This is a genomic window from Nocardia stercoris (genome assembly GCF_003696265.1).
In the GTDB taxonomy this organism is placed as follows: Bacteria; Actinomycetota; Actinomycetes; order Mycobacteriales; family Mycobacteriaceae; genus Nocardia; species Nocardia stercoris.
Genome location: NZ_RFFH01000001.1, coordinates 666,248 through 683,393 on the forward strand (window position 1 = coordinate 666,248; position 17,146 = coordinate 683,393).

Sequence of the window (17,146 nt, forward strand, 5' to 3'; positions counted from 1 at the left end):
ACACGTTCGCCGCACGGGGGTGCGGCCACCGCCCCTCGCGTTCGGCGCGCTGACCGCCCTCGGTGCGGGTACCACCCCTGATCACGCCACCACCGGCTGGTTCGGCTAGCCGGTGTGGACGTCGGGAGTGCGTACGTGCTCGGGGCGCAGACCCCGTCCGACCACGATCGACGGAACGTACTGCAGCGGACCCCGGCCGATGATCCGCGGGACGCGAATCGGGGACAGGTCACCGTTCAGGTTGGGTGCGATCGCCTTGTCCTGAACGAACACCTGACCGGCCTGGATAACCCGGGTGGGCAGCTCGCGCCGGCGCTGCACCTTGGCGAGGTCGGCGTCGGTGACTCGGCCTTCGCGCAATGGGGTGCAGAGGATGTCGGCTGCGGCCACCGCATCGGCGACAGCGAGGTTGATGCCGACCCCGCCGACCGGCGACATGGCGTGCGCCGCGTCGCCGATGCACAGCAGGCCCGTGCGCCACCAGGTATCGAGCCGGTCCACCCGCACGTCCAGCTCGCTGGTGTCGTCCCAGGAGCGCAGGTCGTCGACGTGGTCGGCCAGTCGCGGTTGCGCGGCGACGATCCGCTGTTTGAACGTCTCCAGCGAGCCACCCCGGGGGTTCGATCCCTTGGGCACCGCATAACCGATCTGCCAGTAGTCGCCGCGGTAGATCATGACCATCATCAGCCCCTTGCGGATCACCGCGAAAAGCTCCTGCGGATCGCCGGGCCGGTATTTGAGCCGAAACCACAACACGTCCATCGGGGAGTGCGCGCTGGCCGTCCGCAGCCCAGCCGCTGCCCGGACCGCGGAGTTACGCCCGTCCGCACCAACGACCAACTCGGCACGCACCTCCAGTTCCGCCGTTCGCACCCCGGTCACCCGATCTCCATCGAACATCAGGTCCACTGCCTCGGCGTTGCGGATCAGGGTGAATTCCTCGTAGCCGGAAGCCTTTTCCGCGAGGAAATCGAGGAAGTCCCACTGCGGCATCAAAGCGACATAGGGCTGCCGGAAACCGAGCCACTCGAGCGCACGGAAGTTGCCGAAGGTTCGGATCGAGCCGTCGAGATCGAAGGCGACATGGTCGATCTTCGTGTGCGGCAGGCGCAGGAATTCGTCGATGAACCCCAGTTCATCCATGATCCGCAGGGTGCTCGGATGCACGGTGTCGCCGCGGAAATCGCGGAGGAAGTCGTTGTGTTTCTCCAAGACGACGACGCGGATCCCCGCACGCGCCAGTAAAAGGGCATGAAGCAAGCCCGCGGGACCGCCACCGACGACACAAACCTGGCTGTGCAGAGCACGTGTCATGCCCGAATTCTAGGTGCGGACGACATGGCTCGACCACGTTGTCGTGCGGGCCGGTCGCGGTGGCAGACCACCCCGATCGCCCCGGCTCGGGTGGCGTCACTGCTCCTGGACGCCCGGCCGGCGGCGGGTCCCCGGCAGCCGGGAATATTCGGTGGCGGCGGGCAATTATTGTTGGACGTTATGAAAGAGAAGGGGCGGAAGGTCATCGCGACCAACCGCAAGGCGCGGCACAACTACACGATCATCGACACCTACGAAGCGGGCGTCGCGCTGGTCGGTACCGAGGTCAAGAGCCTGCGGGAGGGCAAGGCGTCGCTGGTGGACGCCTGGGCCAGCATCGACGACGGCGAGGTCTGGCTGCGCGGCCTGCACATTCCCGAGTACGGCCACGGTTCGTGGACCAACCACACGCCGCGCCGCACCCGCAAGCTGCTCCTGCACCGCCGCGAGATCGACAAGCTGACCGGCAAGATCAAGGAGTCGTCGCAGACCCTGGTCCCGCTGTCGATGTACTTCTCCGACGGCAAGGTCAAGGTCGAGCTCGCTCTCGCGAAGGGCAAGCAGGACTACGACAAGCGCCAGGACTCGCTGCGCCGGACCGTCGAGCGCGAGGTGACCCGCGAGGTGGGCCGCCGGATCAAGGGTATGCGCGGCTGATCCGCCGGTCGCAGGCATGTCGGGTGGAATATTCGATTGCCGGCCGATGTTAAGATCAGTTGTCCGGTCACCAGCCGGGCACTGGATCACCACACGGGGCTGAACGGTTTCGACTGCGTGCGTTGATTCAGGGGAAGCGTGTCGGTGCAGGCAGATGACCACCGTAAGCGTCGCTGCAACCTTATAAGCGCCGATTCTCATCAGCGCGACTACGCTCTCGCTGCCTAAGCAACGAAGCGTGTCTGTCAGCCCGGGTCCGCCCTCGACCCGGTCCCTGGCATCAGCTAGAGGGCTCTACCGTCCGCCCCGGTCGCGGGGGCGGACGGGACATCCAACAGCGACTGGGATCGTCATCCTGGCTTGTTCGCGTGACCAGGAGATCCGAGCAGAGGCCTAGCGAACTGCACACGGAGAAGCCCTGGAGACACGGCGGAGGACCCGGGTTCGATTCCCGGCAGCTCCACCTTTGGGCCCCTGACCTTTCGCAGGTCAGGGGCCCTTTTATGCCTCGCGGGCGGATTCTTGCCCACATTTTGCCCACATTTCAGTGACACGGCACGCAGACCTTCGCCCGTCTGGTCGGTCACGTCGTCTAAGTCGTCGTCGAACAGATGGCCGAGTCGTCGAGCGTGGTCGTGGCCGTCCAGTGGACGAGTTGGCGCTGGGCCGGCGTGCATGGGCGCCCGCTCGTGGTCGTCAGCGACGCGGCGTTGCGCCGGAGCCCATTGGGCGTGAGGTGCGGGAAAAGTCGCCAGACAGGGTGACGGTGCCGTCGTCGTCTTGCGACGCGTCGACGCACCGAACCAATGGGTCGTCGCCGACGGACGCGGCGGCTCGTATCCGGACGCGATCACACCAACTCGTTTGGATCGGTCTGTGCCCCGACTGCGGGACCAGCGCCCCGGCTCCGTCGGCCAGCGCCGTCATCGTGCGGATCCCATCTTCGCTGGGTGCGAGAGGAAGCGGAGCGGGTAGCCCGCGAGAATGCCCGAGCGACCGAACAGTGGGACCGCGAGATGACTACGCCACCTGTTGTCGGAGCAGTGATCGAGTTCGAGCGATGGAAGCCGGCCGAACCGCCTGCGTGAGAACGTGTTCCGATGTCCCGAAGGCGTCACCGTCGAGCGAACCTACGCGAACCGCACGATTGGCGGTACAGCCGACGGCGGCCTGCCGGTGTTCCTGGCGCGCAACGAGTTCACCGGCGACCGGCACAAGAACTGCGGCCAGCCAACGTCGATGGGATTGCCGTGCAGCAACGGCGTGGCAGGGGTGCCGTGCCGGATCAAGGCGGGACGACCTCTACGCGAGGGCACGCAGTGGGTACATAGCGCCGACGACGGTCATGTCAACGGTAAGGCCACCCCCACTGGACAATCCGCACCTGAGACGAGCTCGAAGCCAGGTGTTGTGCCTCAAGAGATCTGGCGAACATCGGGTGCGGCGCCACGCGCCCATGATGCCCGCCGAAGCTGGATGAGGATCGAGAGCGCAGGTTCAGGTGGTGGTGTCCGAGATTGCCGGGAAGCGGGCGCTGACGTGGACCAGAAGAGGTTTTCCGGAACGCCGCGGCCGCCATGGGCGTTCTTGTGCCCGTTGTACTGTTGCTGTCGTTTACGCTCGGCGATGTCACTCGCCACAGCGGCCTGATCCAGTTCCTTCCCGACCGTGCGGGCCGCCAGGTTCTCGTCCATGCCCGCCGGGAACACTCGGCCCCTGGACGGTCTCGCGGTCACCGGCGTCTGGGCGGCCGCGGCGATCTGGGCCGGATGGGAAACCTTGCGCCGCAGAGACTTCTGAGCAGCGGTGTCATGCCGTTGTGTCAGGGTGGGAGGTGCGGGACCACTCCCAGAGGATGTCGTGGGTGTCCGGGTCGGCCGGGACGAAGGTCTCGATGGTCAGTTCGGACAGGCCGATCTCCCACGGGGTGCCGACGACGCTCATGATGGTGAACAGGGCGAGGTCCCGGCCGTGCAGGCGAATCCGCCAGGTGAGGACCGGGCTGTCGGAATCCGTGGGGGCGGGATCGGACCAGCTCTTGCGCGCGGGAACGCCGGGCCAGGACTGCGCCTCGACGGCCAGGGCGCGGAGGGCGGGGTCGTCAGTACGCCCGGCCACCCCGATCGAGGTTGCGCAGGACGTAGGGCGACCAATCGGCGAAATTTGGACTGCGGGAGGCAAATCCGTCCGGGTGCAGGGCGATCCGGAAGACATTGCGGGCCGGCTCCACGACGTGTGCGGGCAGGGGATCGGTGAGCCGCTGTGCGGCACGGTTCGTCAGCTGTACGTTCCAGCCGCGGTCGAGCGCGACGGCTGGATAGGGGTCCTGCCCGTCCAAGAACGTCTGCAGGGCGGATCGCATCCGCTGCATGGCCGGAGCGTCCAGGCCCGACTGAGCGTAGCGGGGTGCGTAACCGGCGGTGAGCAGCCATTCGTTGCGCTCGCGCAGGGGCACATCCAGGCACTCGGCAATGGCCATCAGCAACTCAGGGCTGGGCCGGGACCTGCCCAGCTCGACGAAACCGAGGTGGCGGGTCGACACTCCGACTTCGAGGGCCAGGGCCATCTGGCTGAACCGAGCGCGTTCGCGGTGGCGGCGCACCATCGGTCCGACATGGGCTCGAGTCGGGGTCATACCGCCGAGCGTAGGGTGCGGCAGTTCGGCGTGTCGACTACCTGACAGGTAGTCGACTCCGACCCCTCGGTGGCCCGATGCTCGAAATGCGCTGGCCCGCACCGGGCCGCACGCATCGATTGGAGGATCATGCCGTTCATCGAGACCGAAGACCGCACCAGCATCCATTTCACCGACTGGGGCAACGCCGAGGGCATGCCGGTCGTTTTCACCCATGCCTGGGGTGTGCACAAGGGTATGTGGGACAACCTTCTGCCCGAATTCCTGGATGCCGGCTTCCGCTGCGTCGCCTACGACCGCCGCGGCCACGGCCGCTCCGATATCGCCGAACTGCGGTGCGATCTGGACACACTCGCCGACGACCTGAGCGCTCTGCTCGATGCCCTCGACCTGCGCGACGTGCTGCTGGTCGGCCACTCTCTCGGCGGCGCCGAGGCGGTCAGGTACCTCAGCAGGCAGGGCAGCGCGCGGGTCGCCGGCCTGGTGCTCAGCGCTCCGAGCGCCCCGATGCTGGCGCAGTCTTCCGCGAATCCGGCGGGTATCCCTCTGGAAGCGGTAGATATGATGCGGCAGCTCGTCCGTACGGACATCGGCGCCATGCTCGACTCGTGGCGGCCCGAGGACTTCTTCGGCACCACCCGCGCGATCTCGGCGACGCTGGTCGACAGCATCCGCCGCCAGATGGTGGACACGCCGGTCCCGGTCATGCTGGCGACCCTCGAAACCAATATGGGCGTGGACCTGACCGCCGAATTGCCGGACGTCGTGCTGCCGACCCTGATCATCCAGGGCGACGCCGACATCAACAACCCGCTGGACCTGACGGGCCGCCGCTGCGCGGAACTGATCCCGAACGCATCGCTCACGGTGCTGCCCGGCGCCGGCCACGGCCTGTATCTCAGCGAAGCGGAGGCCTACGCCGAGGCAATAACTTCCTTCGCCGCCTCGCTGTAACGGCAACGGCCCCAGCGATTGCCGGGGTCGTTGCCGGAAATCGTGGTCCAACGCTCCACGACACGAGCATCCAAGGACGCCTCATCCCGTTGTTGGTGAACACCGTCGTGCCGTCACCGCGACACGACGGACTCGCCGCCCAATTCACCGCTACCGGAGTCGACTTCTCGACGGTTGTCGGTAACGGCAGCGCGTCCGGTTGAGCCCTGCCATGTGGGCGGCGATGAACACCTGCATCGCCCGAATCCGGGCAGCCCTGATCCGGCCCTCTGACATGGCACAGGGCATCGGCGAGCAGGTGGGGCCGACACCGGCGAGGTAATCGGGTGTCATCCGCCGAATGCGAGCGCACGGACGTCGACCATCGATCAATTACGAACTGGGTCCTCACGTGCCTGTATTCCCGCGAAGATCGGTGCCGCACTCGCTGAAAGGTGAGGGAGCAGCAGCGGCGAGGGCGCGCTGCAACACCGTCAGTCGTGGCACTTGGGCGAGCTGCCGCAGATGATCTAGTTGCTCGGCTGGCCCGAGGACCCGGCGACAGTGGGGTGCCCGACTACTCAGCGGAGGTAACAGTGTCAGCCACTATGTCAACGGAGCTGGGTCCGGCCAACAGTTCGGTGGTGGCCCCGGTCGCGGCGAGCGGACGGTGACCGAACCTTCACCAGGACCTCGGGCGTAACCGAAATCGGTCGCAACCGCACTCGCGAGGGGCATCACACCCACGCCGGAACAGTCGGAGGCGTTGCATCGTGAGAGGTCGCTGACGCCCATCGTGGCTCATCGGGCCGTATGGTCGCCGGACGCCCATCCCATCAGCGTCGAGACGGCCGCGGCACGGTCCGAATCGGTCAGATTCGCGAGCCGGGCGAGGTGATTGGTAGCCGGGGCTATGTACACGGCGGAGTCTCTCGTTCCGGGGCCGAGCCGGTACGGCTTTGCGCGGGCGAGGTCGTATTCGCCGTAGACGAACAGAAGTCCCGCCCCGTATCGGCGAACCCATTGGTCGATATCCGGCATGGCGTTCGGATCGAAGGTCAGTGGAATCTGTTGCGGCACATAGGTTCGCATGTCCTGAATTCCGGGGTAGCGCAGCAGGCCGGCAAGTTCGGGTGGCGCAAAGCGCGCCGTGCCGAGTTGTGTGCCGAGCTGGTAGAACGACGGCAGGGCCATCGCCAAGCCTTGGTCGACGTAGGACTCCGGCTGAGTCAGCTGACGCAGCCAGGCGTACAGCGCGTCGGTGGTTGCTGTGGCGGACGGGATGCTCGGGCAGTCGGCCGGGCTGTCGTGCATCCAGAAGTACATCGGCACCTGCAGTGCGATCAACTCCAGCATGCGATCTATACCGCCGACGGTGTCGACGGTATAGCCGGACTGCTGTGTCCATGTACTCAGGCGATCGTCGATCTCACTGCGGCGCACCAGGACTTCCCGTTGAGCAGAGGCGAGCGCGGCGCGGCATTCGGGTGTTCCGACCGTGGCGACGAAACGGTCGTAGGGGGAGCTGTCCGTGTCGTCGGTGATGTTCGGCGCACTGTAGGCGATCGTGCCGGTCACATCGTCGGGGTAGAAGCGGCGGTGGTAGATCGACGCCATTCCGCCTTTGCTGGCGCCGGCGGAGATCCAAGCGGCCCGATAGATCGGGCGGAGGGCTGCGATGATGCGGTGGTGGTCGGCGGCTGCCTGGCGGATGTCGAGCTTGGTCCAGTCCGTTGGCAGTGGAAGGGACTTGCCGAAATATCGTTGCTCGGTGACGATTTGATTGGCCGCCAAGAGTTCGGTGGGTTCGGCGCGGTATGCAGGATCCGGGTTCAGGTCGTAGCCGCCGGTGTAGAGCACCATCGGTTTAGTGGTGGATCGGTGCAGCAACGTCAGTCGCTGGTCGAAGGAGCCGCGTTCGGGGTGATCATGATCTATCGGTTGGCGGTAGGTGAGGAGGAAGAAACGGCCGTCGGGTACGGGCTTCTCGCCGGATATCGTCAGGCCCGGAATGCCTTGCAGCGTAGTCCGGATGTCGTCCGCACGCGAACACGCGGCGGTGCCCGGTAGCAGCAGGGCGAATACGAGGGCAACGGCAACGGCAACGGCACTGAGTGGACTGCGCATGGATGTCATGCCGCCTTCTTCGCGCTCGCTGTGTAGTCCGCCGCGGTAGCGGTCGGTGCCCGGAGCGCCTGCTCCAATGTGGTTTGCCGATCGGTCAGCTCGAGAATTGGAACCTCGGCGCTGCACAACATCGGTCCGAGCCGGTCCGCCTGTTCGCTGGGCATCAGCCAGTGATCCGATCCTTCGGGGACCGGTTCGATTCCGCCGCGCGCCAGAGTCGCTCGCAGCAAGGCTGGATCCGTCATGCACACGCGGACTTGCGGCAGCCGCTGCAGTTGCGTAGCCACCGCGCACCGTTGGCCCCCCACGGTGGCTGTGCCGGAGGCGGGATGCTCCAATCCGAAGACGAGTCGCATCGCCGTCGATTTCCCGGCGCCGTTCGGGCCGAGGAAAGCGGTCTCCTGGTCCGGTAGCACGTCGAGAGTGACATGGTCGGCGGCTCTGGTCCGGTCGTATTCCTCGCTGAGCTGCCGCGCCTCGATCGTGGTCATAGCCCCAGTCTCGCCGTGAGCGCCGGGAAAAACCTCCCCCGTCCGCGCCGATCGTCTCCCCCGAACGGGGGGAAGGGCCACCCGATCGGCCGACCACCGATATAGCTAGCGACTGTTCCGGGACAAGATCGCCGAGGGCCTGTTGCCGGCGAAAGCTGGTGTCGCGGTGGGGTATCGCCTGTCAAGTTGGTCGTGGTAACCGGTGCAGCACCAGCGGCCGGATCAGAGTACGAGCGCCTTCAGCACCGGGCCGAGGACCGGGATTCCGTCCGTGCTACCGGTTCCCATGATTGTCCACACGATAACCATGGGTGTTCAGGTGATGGCTGTGGCCTCGACGTGGATCATCGAACCGGGGTGGGGTGTTCGTAGCGGCGGATCACGTCCCCGATCCGGGCTCGCGGTGATCGGCCCAGTGGGCGGGCAGTGTGGCCAGGGACACCTCGGCGAGGTCGTACAGGCGGGCGCGCGGCACGTTGAGACGGCTGAACTGGATCAATCCTTGTGACACCAGGATGATGTGCGCGCTGAGCACAGCAATCGCGGCCTGATCGGCAGGGGGCGCGGCTCGGCGCAGCCGCTCGCTCACCCCGTCCTCCATGGCGGTGGTGGTCCGGGCACCGATGTCGGCGACCTCCGGGATCCGCGTGCCCAGCGCGGCCACACTGTTGATCATCAGGCACCCGCGGCGATGGGGTTGTGCGGCGCAGTCCTCGACGATGGCGCACAACAGTGCGAGGACGGCCGCTCTCGTGGAACCCGGTGCGGCGAGTACAGTTTCGCGGACGAAGGCGGCCCGCCGATCGCAATAGCGGGCGAACGCGGCCAAGAACAGCCCGCGCTTGTTGCCGTAGGCCGCGTAGATGCTTCCATTGCCGACGCCGGCGACCTGCGAGATGTCCTCCACCGACGTGTCGTCGAAGCCGTTGGACCAGAACTGCTCGATCGCGACGTCGAGCAGATTCGATTCGTCGAATTGTCTCGGCCGTCCCATGACGGTCACCGTACCAATCTACGTGCGGCGATGCCGCCCACTTGTTATGGAGGCGTCCCTCCATAATACTGGGTGACATGTCCTCCTTTGCGGGCTCTCCGCGCAAGCGCATCGGGTTCCTGGTGTTCGACGGTGTCAAGATGCTCGACTTCGTAGGTCCGGCCGAGGTTTTCGTGGAGGCCAATCAGACGGTTTCCGACTACGAGGTGGTCGTGCTGTCGCCGGACGGGCGTCCGGTGCAGACCTCGATCGGCACTCGGATCGAGGTCAACGGGGCGGCGGACGATCCGGGGCGTTTCGACACCGTCGTGATTCCGGGCAGCGAATTGCCGCCCGCCCGATTCGTGACCGAGCAGGTACTGGACGCGGCCCGCTCGCTCTCGGCTCGGACACGGCGCTTGGCCTCGATCTGCAGCGGCGCATTCGTGGTGGCCGCGCTCGGCTTGTTCGACGGTCGCCGAGCGACTACGCACTGGAAGTTCACCGGGGAACTGGACCGCCGGTATCCGGCCATCGACGTGCGCCCAGATGCCATTTTCGTCCGTGACGGAAACCTGTACAGCTCAGCGGGGGTGGCCGCCGGGGTGGATCTGGCGCTGGCCATGGTGGAGGACGACCACGGCCCGGACGTGGCGCGGCGGGTGGCGCAATCGCTGGTGGTGTATATGCAGCGTGCGGGCGGACAGTCGCAATTCTCGGCCGCACTCAACGGGCCCACGCCACGCAGCGCGCTGGTGCGTCGCGCGGTGGACCTGATCTGCGCGGACCCGGCCCATCCGCACACCGTGCAGACCCTGGCCACGCACGCCCGAGTCAGCCCGCGTCACCTGACCAGGCTCTTTCGCGCCGAACTGGAGCGCTCGCCCGCGGAGTACGTGGGATTCGTCCGCTTCTGCACCGCGCGAGACCTGTTGCACGCCGGGCATTCCGTGACCGAAGCCGCCGTTGCCGCCGGATACGGCAACAGTGAAGCCCTGCGTCGCGCCTTCATCGCGCGGCTGGGCATCTCGCCGCGCAAATACCAGCAGCGATTCCGCACCACAGGCTCTACGGCGGGCCTGCTGTCGGACGACGTCGAGCTTGCAGTGTCCTGATCGAGCGGCTTGCTGGCCTGTGACGCGACTTCACCTCCAGATCCCGCCCGCGCCTCGCCTGACCACCCCGGACCTGGCGGAGATCGCATGGCGGAAAATGCGGTATTTATGGCCCATAGAGCGGGGCGCACGGGGTATCGAATCGGACACACTGATCCGGAACCATTCGTTCAGAAGCCCGGTGATCCTGCCGGTTCCAATCGTCTCGGCGAGCCCTCGGGCGACGCAACGAGTACCCGATGAGAAGGAGTCCTTATGCCCGTAATCACCACGTCCGACGGCGTCGACATCTACTACAAGGACTGGGGCAGCGGGCAGCCGATCGTCTTCAGCCACGGCTGGCCCCTGTCCTCCGACGACTGGGACGCACAGCTGATGTTCTTCGTGTCCCACGGTTTCCGGGTGATCGCCCACGACCGGCGCGGCCACGGCCGTTCCGCACAGGTCGCCGACGGCCACGACATGGATCACTACGCCGACGATCTGGCCGCGGTCGTCACGCATCTCGATCTGTCGGACGCGGTACACGTCGGTCATTCCACCGGCGGCGGAGAAGTCGTCCGCTACCTGTCGCGCCACGGACAAGACCGAGCAGCCAAGGCCGTGCTGATCAGTGCCGTGCCGCCGATCATGGTCAAGACCGCCGACAACCCTGGCGGACTGGACAAGTCGGTCTTCGACGATATCCAGCAGCAGGTCGCCACCCGCCGTTCGGACTTCTTCCGTATCTTCGCCGAGGGACCGTTCTACGGCTACAACCGGCCCGGCGCGCAGCCGTCGGAAGGCGTGATCGCCAACTGGTGGCGCCAAGGCATGGCCGGCGGCGTCAAGGCGCACTACGACGGCGTTGTCGCCTTCTCCCAGACCGACTTCACCGAGGAACTCACCAAGATCACCATCCCGGTTCTGGTCCTGCACGGCGAGGACGACCAGGTGGTTCCCATCCAGGACTCCGCCATCCGCTCGGCCGAACTGCTGCCCAATAGCACGCTGAAGACCTACCCGGGTTTCCCGCACGGCATGCCGACCACCGAAGCCGCCACCATCAACGCCGACCTGCTCGCCTTCATTCGATCCTGAGCAGGGCTCACGCCTCGAGGCTCGGGGCGGATATCGACCTCGGCGCGGTGACCCTCGCCAAGCTCGCGCACGCTTACATGATCCCGACAATCGTGACAACCGTCGCGGTGGACATGGGCGTCAACGAGCCGACCAACCCGGCGATTCTCGACGAGCTTCCCGATGTCACCGAGATCGACCGCACCGGAGTCAATGCCTGGGAGGACGCCGACTTCCGGGCAGCAGTCGAAGCCACCGGCCGCCGAAAAATCGTCATGGCCGGCCTGTGGACCGAAGTCTGCCTTGCGTTTCCGACCCTCGACATGCTGCGCGAGGACTACGAGATCTCCCCCGTCCTCGACGCTGTCGGTGGCGTATCGGCGGTGACGCACGACGTGGCGGTCACCCGCATGGTGCGGGCCGGTGCTCAGCCGATCACCGCACTGGCGCTCGGCTGTGAGCTGATGCGCAACTGGGCACGCTCCGATTCCGACCTGTATCGAGTGATCATCAACGACCACTTCCGACGCAAACGGGCCATCGGAGCTGCCCGGGGCGACGGCTCGCACTCCCTGGTCGAATAGTCGCCGGCTGACCGCAACCACGCAGTCGTTGGACTACGGGAGGAGCATTCGGACAGGCCGCTGGGTCAGCTCGCGCACGAGACCCTATGTCCGAGCGCGCTCGAGGCACTCGGACATAGGGCTTCGTATTCACGTGGGCATCGGCAGGAACGTCAGTGCGGGCCAGCTGTTGAACGATGGGCTGTCTTTAGGAACGCTCACAGACACTGGTAGCAGCCATCCAATTCCCGCTAGTCGACCGGTTCGGTCAGGGGCTGCTCTATGGCCCTCGCCATGGCTCTACTGGGCTCGAGTGAGCGCTGCCGCTGAGCGGGCGATCCGCAGTCGCGCGACCGTGGACCACCACTCGACGGTTTGCGTTATCGAACCGCGCTCGCCGCGCGGGTGCCGACCGGTTGGACCCGGATCTGCGGCCCGACCGCAGTCGGGGTGTTCGCGTTGTGGAGCGTTAGGCCCACTCGAGGCCCCTCCAGGTGAGGGGCTTTTCTTGTCGGTGGGTGTCGGTACCGTCTGGGGTGTGGAAACAGGGGAACGTATTCAAGAGCTGGCTGGGCGGATCGTTGCACTGCGCGACGCCTACTACCAGGGGGCGCCGCTGGTCGCCGATGCGGAGTACGACGCTGTCGAGGACGAGCTGCGGGCGCTGATCGAGGCGCATCCGGAGTTGACGCCCGAGCCGAATCCGCTGGATCAGGTGGGTGCGCCGGCCGTGCTGCACGCGCCGGTGCGGCACGCGCGGCCGATGCTGTCGCTGGAGAAGGCGACCAAGCACGAGCAGGTCGTGGCGTTTCTCGATCGCTTTCCCGGGCAGTCGGTGGTGGTCATGCCGAAACTCGACGGCCTGTCGTTGTCGCTGGTGTACGAGGACGGGCGGCTGGCGCGGGCGGTGACCCGCGGCGACGGCACCACCGGTGACGACGTGACCATGCTGGTCCGCGCGCTGGTCGACGGTGTGCCCGATCGCATCGACCTACCCGGCCGGGTGGAGGTGCGGGGTGAGGCGGTCATGCTGCGCTCGACCTTCGCCGCCTACAACGCCGCGCATCCGGACAAGCCGCTGATCAATCCGCGCAATGCCGCCGCCGGCACGCTGCGGGCGAAGGATCCGGCGACCGTGGCCGAGCGGCGCCTGCAGTTCCTCGGTTTCGACCTGGACACCTCCGAGGGCGAGGGGGCGCTCGATCTGGAAGACGGCCTGCGGACGCTGGGGTTCGCGGGTGCGCGGATGCGGCACTGTGCCGACGCCGGCCAGGCGCAGGCGGCCATCGACGCGATCGAGAAGGAGCGCAACGACCTGGACTACGACCTCGACGGCGCGGTGCTGCGGCTCGCGGACCGAAAGGCGTACGCGGCGGCCGGAACTCGATCGAACTCCCCGCGTGGCGCGCTGGCCTTCAAGTTCGCGGCCGAGGAGAAGACCACGCTGCTGCGCGAGGTGATCTGGGATGTCGGCAAGACCGGAAAGATCGTGCCGGTCGCCTGGCTGGAGCCGGTGTTCGTCGGCGGCACCACGGTCACCAAGGCCACGCTCGCCAACCAGGAGGTGATCCGCGCCCGCGACATCAAGGTCGGCGACACGGTTCTGGTGCGCCGCGCCGGCGACGTGATCCCTTTCGTGGCAGGCGTTCTCGACGCCTCCGCGCGCACCGGCGCGGAGATCGAGATCGTGCCGCCCACCGCCTGCCCGTCGTGTGGACAGCCGGTCATCGAACAGGGCAACAGCCGGGAACTGTTCTGCACCAACGTGTCCTGCCCCGCGCAGACGGTGCGCCGGCTGATCCACTGGGCCTCCCGGGCGGCGGCCGACATCGACGCGGTCGGCGGCGTGTGGATCGAGCGCCTCGCCGAGTCCGGCGATCTGGAGAGTCCGGCCGACTTCTACACCTTGACCAAGGAGCGCCTGCTCGAATTCGACCGCATGGGTGAGGTTTCCGCGCAGCGCATGATCGATTCGATCGACGCGAGCCGCCAGGTCGGACTGCGCCGGGCCTTGATCGGCCTGGCCATCCCGATGGCGTCCGACGGCACCGCCGCCCGCTTGGCCCGCGCCGGATTCGGCTCGCTGGAAGAGGTCGCCGACGCGGGCGAGGAGAAGCTCGTCGCCGTGGAGGACATCGGTCCGAAGGTCGCCGCGTCTCTGGTCGCCCATCTCACCCGGCTGCGCCCGGAACTGCAGCGTCTGCGCGAAGCCGGGGTGTCGCTGGATGTTCGCGAGGAGGACCTGCCCCCGGTCGTCGCCGCCGGCGCACCCCTCGCCGGCAAGACGGTCGTGATCACCGGTGCGATCAGCGACCCGCGCTCGGGCGAGAAGGTCGCCCGCCCGACCTTCCAGCGGCTGTGCGAAAAGGCGGGGGCCACAACGGCATCCTCGGTGTCGGCGAACACCGACATGCTGATCACCGGCGCGGGCGTCGGCGACAGCAAGCTCGCCAAGGCGGAGAAGCTCGGCGTACAGGTGGTGGACCAGGGCGAGATCTGGACCCTGTTGATCGAGGCCCAGGTGGTGTAGGCCCGGAACGCGCTGGGCGCGTACTCGAGATCGATTGCGCCCAGCGCGGGTTCACCGTTGTCGGTTCACGGTCGAGGAGATCGCAGCCGTCGGCTCGGGTCGCGGGCAGTTCTTCCGCGTCGCGGTGATCCGTTCGCGGTGCGGAACCGCGTCGCCGAACCACTGTCCGCCGACGGCCCGAAGTGGCATTGTGGGACGCTCGAGTTCTGGGTACGGGGGAAGCGAATGTTTCTGGTCCGCAATGCTGTCCGGTCGGTTGTTCTGGCCGGGGCAGCGGTTCTGGCGATGCAGGCAGGCGCCGGGATATCGGCAGCGAGTCCGGACGCCGGCATCGACTACGCCACCGATACGGTGGGTACCGGACCGGAGATGTCGGCGTACGACGCGCATTTCTACAATCCCGACCACCCCGACGAAGCGCCGGCCGGCTCGAACGACTGGGCATGCATCCCGACGGCCGCGCACCCGCGGCCGGTGGTCCTGGTGCACGGCACCTCGACCAACGCGTTCGGCGACTTCGCCGGGATGTCGCCGGCATTGCAGCGGGCCGGGTTCTGCGTTTTCACGTTCAATTACGGGCGGACGGGTGATCGGGTCAAGTTCGGTCAGGGTGACATCCCACAATCCGCCGAACAGCTCGCAGCGTTCGTCGATCGCGTGGTGCGCGTAACCGGTTCGGGACAGGTCGATCTGATCGGACACTCCCTGGGCGGCACGATGTCCCGCTACTACCTCCAATTCGACGGCGGCGCAGCCGAAGTCGCACACCTGATCACCCTCGGCGCCACCAATCACGGCACTACCCTGGACGGGCTCTGGATGCTGGCCCAGGCGATGAACAACTTCGGCGTCGACGCTACGGATCCCGCCACGGCCATGATCAGCCGCGCGGGTGTGCAGCAGACGGTCGGCTCGCGGTTCATCGCGGACCTCAACCGCAACGGCGACACCGTGCCCGGCGTGGCCTACACGGTCGTCGCCACCCGCTACGACGAGGTCTCCACCCCGTATCCGGCCACCTTCCTGCAGGCGGGACCCGATGCGACGGTCGACAACATCACGCTGCAGGACGGTTGCGAGCAGGACCTGTCGGACCACATCAATATGACCTATTCACCGCGCGCGATCTCGATCGCCGAACACGCCTTGGACCCGTCGATCCCGATCGTGTGCGCACCCCACGCCCCCTGGCTGGCGGACACCGACCCCGACCACTGACCCCGGAGGCCCCGGCGGATACGCGCCGAGCGAGCCGACGGTCGGCCGAATCCGGTTGGACGCCTGCGGCTTGCGAGTGGTGGCGCGTGAGCACCTCGCGCGACGGCAGCCGGCCTGAGCGCACAATCGTCGGGCCGATCGGGTAGAAAGCTGCCGAAACAGTCGAAGATTGCGCGCCCAGGCCGGTCGGCGTCCAGCACGCCGGCGCTGCGGCGCGGGTCGACAGTCCTTCGGAATTGTCGGCTGGCGATTCCGCGCAGCGGTCCCGGCGGCTCGCTGGCGAACTTAAAGTGGTTGCAGTAGAACATTATTCAGGCTGGGGGGCGGCGATGGCGGTGGTGGACAGAGTGAGTGGGGTGCTGCGGGCGCTCGGGTCCGGGGCCCAGCCCGAGCCGGCCGAGCCGGAGCTGCGATCCGCCGGTGAATCCCATCTGGCCGGCATCGTCGAGCTGGCCGGCCGATGGCAGACGAGCGCGCCGGGGCGCGCCGCCGGCAAGGAGGGATTTCTGGTCTCCGGGTACGGGATCGACACCTATCGGGCCTTGTTGTCGCGGGCGGAGCACTTCTTGGTGGCCGTGCTCGACGGGCAGGTGATCGGATTCCTGGTCGCCTACACCGATGCCGAGATCCAACCCGAGGAAACACTGAACGTGCAGATCGCGGCGGAGCTGGGCAGCGTACTGGTGATCAAACAGGTGTGTGTCGACCCGCGGTTCGCCCGGCGCGGGCTCGCCCGCCGGATGTACAGCACCGTGCTCTCCGCGAATCCCGACCTCCCGGTGGTGGCGGCTGTCGTCAGCGATCCGGTGAACGTGCCCTCGGCGCGGCTGCACCACGCGATGGGGTTCGTTCCCTACCGCACGGTCACCGCGCCCGACGGAATCGAACGCACGATCTGGCTGAACCGCAAGCCGTCGACCACGGTGCTGTTGAAGCAGTACGGATACGCGGTGGACCTGTACAAACATGAGGACACGCTCAACTGGAGCAAGCTCAACAACTTCTTCTACATCTCCGTTGCGTTGTTCACCGCCTACGGTGTGCTGCAGAACACCTCCGGCTCCCGCCCGCACCTGCACGCCTTCCTGCTCGGAATCAGCGGGCTCGGCCTGCTCACATCCATCGGTTTCACACTCACCCTGATCGCCGGCACGCACTACCTCGGTGCCCGCAAACACGTGGTCGGCGCACTCGAGGACCGGCTGGTCGAGGCCGGTGGCATCCGAGTCGTGACGGCCTCCCCGGTGGGAACCGATCAGGCCTGGCTGAAGCGGTCACCGACCCGATTCGTACTACGCGGCATTCCGATCCTGGTCGGCTTCGCTTGGCTCGCGGTCGGGATCGCCGGATTGCTGTGAGATTTCGGCCGCGAGCGGCTTCGGCCGCCGTCCCGACTCGACGGATGTGCAGGCGGACTTCGCATTTCACCATTGCCGGAGCATCCGGGCCTCGAATCGTCGGCAGCCGGCAATCATCGGTGGGCCATGCGGTTACGGTCGCGGTGTTCCGACCCGCGAGTGGGTGCGGGTCG

14 protein-coding genes, 1 other RNA gene and 1 pseudogene are annotated in these 17,146 nt (G+C 66.8%); 9 read left to right on the forward strand and 7 right to left on the reverse strand.

Annotated elements, in window-relative coordinates:
• Positions 1-105: 105 nt before the first annotated feature.
• Positions 106-1,314 (reverse strand): FAD-dependent oxidoreductase, encoded by a 1,209-nt coding sequence (locus EBN03_RS02835; protein WP_122186218.1) that lies wholly within the window; start codon positions 1,312-1,314, stop codon positions 106-108.
• Between the two features lie 180 nt (positions 1,315-1,494).
• Here EBN03_RS02835 and smpB point away from each other — a divergent pair, with 180 nt between their 5' ends.
• Entirely contained in the window at positions 1,495-1,971 is a 477-nt protein-coding gene (smpB, locus tag EBN03_RS02840) for an SsrA-binding protein SmpB (RefSeq protein WP_122186219.1), read from the forward strand.
• Between the two features lie 95 nt (positions 1,972-2,066).
• Positions 2,067-2,437: a transfer-messenger RNA gene (gene ssrA / locus EBN03_RS02845) on the forward strand.
• 949 nt (positions 2,438-3,386) lie between these two features.
• Here ssrA and EBN03_RS33585 read toward each other — a convergent pair.
• The 3 genes from EBN03_RS33585 to EBN03_RS35450 form a co-directional block, all read right to left on the reverse strand.
• Positions 3,387-3,665 carry a hypothetical protein gene (locus EBN03_RS33585; RefSeq protein WP_147471439.1) on the reverse strand — a complete coding sequence of 93 codons (279 nt, stop codon included), beginning with the start codon at positions 3,663-3,665 and terminating at the stop codon, positions 3,387-3,389.
• A 115-nt stretch (positions 3,666-3,780) separates the two neighbouring features.
• Complete coding sequence (locus EBN03_RS35445) at positions 3,781-4,089, reverse strand: hypothetical protein (protein WP_122186221.1); 309 nt, start codon at positions 4,087-4,089, stop codon at positions 3,781-3,783.
• On the reverse strand, positions 4,073-4,606 hold the full coding sequence (locus EBN03_RS35450; RefSeq protein ID WP_158675513.1) for a helix-turn-helix domain-containing protein: 534 nt from the start codon (positions 4,604-4,606) through the stop codon (positions 4,073-4,075). Before EBN03_RS35450 ends, EBN03_RS35445 begins: the two co-directional genes overlap by 17 nt.
• Positions 4,607-4,735: 129 nt before the next feature.
• On the opposite strand from EBN03_RS35450, the gene EBN03_RS02865 reads away from it, so the two are divergent.
• Positions 4,736-5,560 carry an alpha/beta fold hydrolase gene (locus tag EBN03_RS02865; RefSeq protein ID WP_122186222.1) on the forward strand — a complete coding sequence of 275 codons (825 nt, stop codon included), beginning with the start codon at positions 4,736-4,738 and terminating at the stop codon, positions 5,558-5,560.
• A 780-nt stretch (positions 5,561-6,340) separates the two neighbouring features.
• Here the strand turns inward: EBN03_RS02865 and EBN03_RS02870 are convergent.
• The 3 genes and pseudogenes from EBN03_RS02870 to EBN03_RS02880 form a co-directional block, all read right to left on the reverse strand.
• Positions 6,341-7,915 (reverse strand): S28 family serine protease, encoded by a 1,575-nt coding sequence (locus EBN03_RS02870; RefSeq protein ID WP_233608075.1) that lies wholly within the window; start codon positions 7,913-7,915, stop codon positions 6,341-6,343.
• Positions 7,916-7,941: 26 nt separating this feature from the next.
• Positions 7,942-8,157: pseudogene (locus EBN03_RS34825) on the reverse strand (ATP-binding cassette domain-containing protein); the annotation flags it as partial.
• Positions 8,158-8,536: 379 nt separating this feature from the next.
• Complete coding sequence (locus tag EBN03_RS02880) at positions 8,537-9,151, reverse strand: TetR/AcrR family transcriptional regulator (RefSeq protein ID WP_122186225.1); 615 nt, start codon at positions 9,149-9,151, stop codon at positions 8,537-8,539.
• Positions 9,152-9,228: 77 nt separating this feature from the next.
• On the opposite strand from EBN03_RS02880, the gene EBN03_RS02885 reads away from it, so the two are divergent.
• The 6 genes from EBN03_RS02885 to EBN03_RS02910 all read left to right on the forward strand — a co-directional run bounded on the left by EBN03_RS02885 (position 9,229) and on the right by EBN03_RS02910 (position 16,973).
• Positions 9,229-10,245 carry a GlxA family transcriptional regulator gene (locus tag EBN03_RS02885; RefSeq protein ID WP_122186226.1) on the forward strand — a complete coding sequence of 339 codons (1,017 nt, stop codon included), beginning with the start codon at positions 9,229-9,231 and terminating at the stop codon, positions 10,243-10,245.
• A gap of 255 nt (positions 10,246-10,500) precedes the next feature.
• Positions 10,501-11,325, forward strand: a complete 825-nt coding sequence (locus tag EBN03_RS02890) for an alpha/beta fold hydrolase (protein WP_122186227.1) — start codon at positions 10,501-10,503, stop codon at positions 11,323-11,325.
• A 47-nt stretch (positions 11,326-11,372) separates the two neighbouring features.
• A complete protein-coding gene (locus EBN03_RS02895; protein WP_199742573.1) occupies positions 11,373-11,888 on the forward strand; it encodes an isochorismatase family protein in 516 nt (171 codons plus the stop codon).
• 517 nt (positions 11,889-12,405) lie between these two features.
• Positions 12,406-14,397: an NAD-dependent DNA ligase LigA gene (gene ligA, locus EBN03_RS02900; RefSeq protein WP_122186770.1), complete on the forward strand. Its 1,992-nt coding sequence runs from the start codon at positions 12,406-12,408 to the stop codon at positions 14,395-14,397.
• Positions 14,398-14,682: 285 nt separating this feature from the next.
• Positions 14,683-15,615 (forward strand): esterase/lipase family protein, encoded by a 933-nt coding sequence (locus EBN03_RS02905; RefSeq protein WP_158675514.1) that lies wholly within the window; start codon positions 14,683-14,685, stop codon positions 15,613-15,615.
• A 347-nt stretch (positions 15,616-15,962) separates the two neighbouring features.
• Positions 15,963-16,973: a GNAT family N-acetyltransferase gene (locus tag EBN03_RS02910; RefSeq protein ID WP_158675515.1), complete on the forward strand. Its 1,011-nt coding sequence runs from the start codon at positions 15,963-15,965 to the stop codon at positions 16,971-16,973.
• Positions 16,974-17,146 lie beyond the last annotated feature (173 nt).

Coding starts and splice junctions, on each gene's coding strand:
- EBN03_RS02880 (WP_122186225.1), bottom strand. CDS start 9,151: ATGGGACGGCCGAGACAATTCGACGAATCGAATCTGCTCGACGTCGCG.
- EBN03_RS02865 (WP_122186222.1), top strand. CDS start 4,736: ATGCCGTTCATCGAGACCGAAGACCGCACCAGCATCCATTTCACCGAC.
- EBN03_RS02905 (WP_158675514.1), top strand. CDS start 14,683: ATGCAGGCAGGCGCCGGGATATCGGCAGCGAGTCCGGACGCCGGCATC.
- EBN03_RS02890 (WP_122186227.1), top strand. CDS start 10,501: ATGCCCGTAATCACCACGTCCGACGGCGTCGACATCTACTACAAGGAC.
- smpB (WP_122186219.1), top strand. CDS start 1,495: ATGAAAGAGAAGGGGCGGAAGGTCATCGCGACCAACCGCAAGGCGCGG.
- EBN03_RS35450 (WP_158675513.1), bottom strand. CDS start 4,606: ATGACCCCGACTCGAGCCCATGTCGGACCGATGGTGCGCCGCCACCGC.
- EBN03_RS33585 (WP_147471439.1), bottom strand. CDS start 3,665: ATGGACGAGAACCTGGCGGCCCGCACGGTCGGGAAGGAACTGGATCAG.
- EBN03_RS02835 (WP_122186218.1), bottom strand. CDS start 1,314: ATGACACGTGCTCTGCACAGCCAGGTTTGTGTCGTCGGTGGCGGTCCC.
- EBN03_RS02885 (WP_122186226.1), top strand. CDS start 9,229: ATGTCCTCCTTTGCGGGCTCTCCGCGCAAGCGCATCGGGTTCCTGGTG.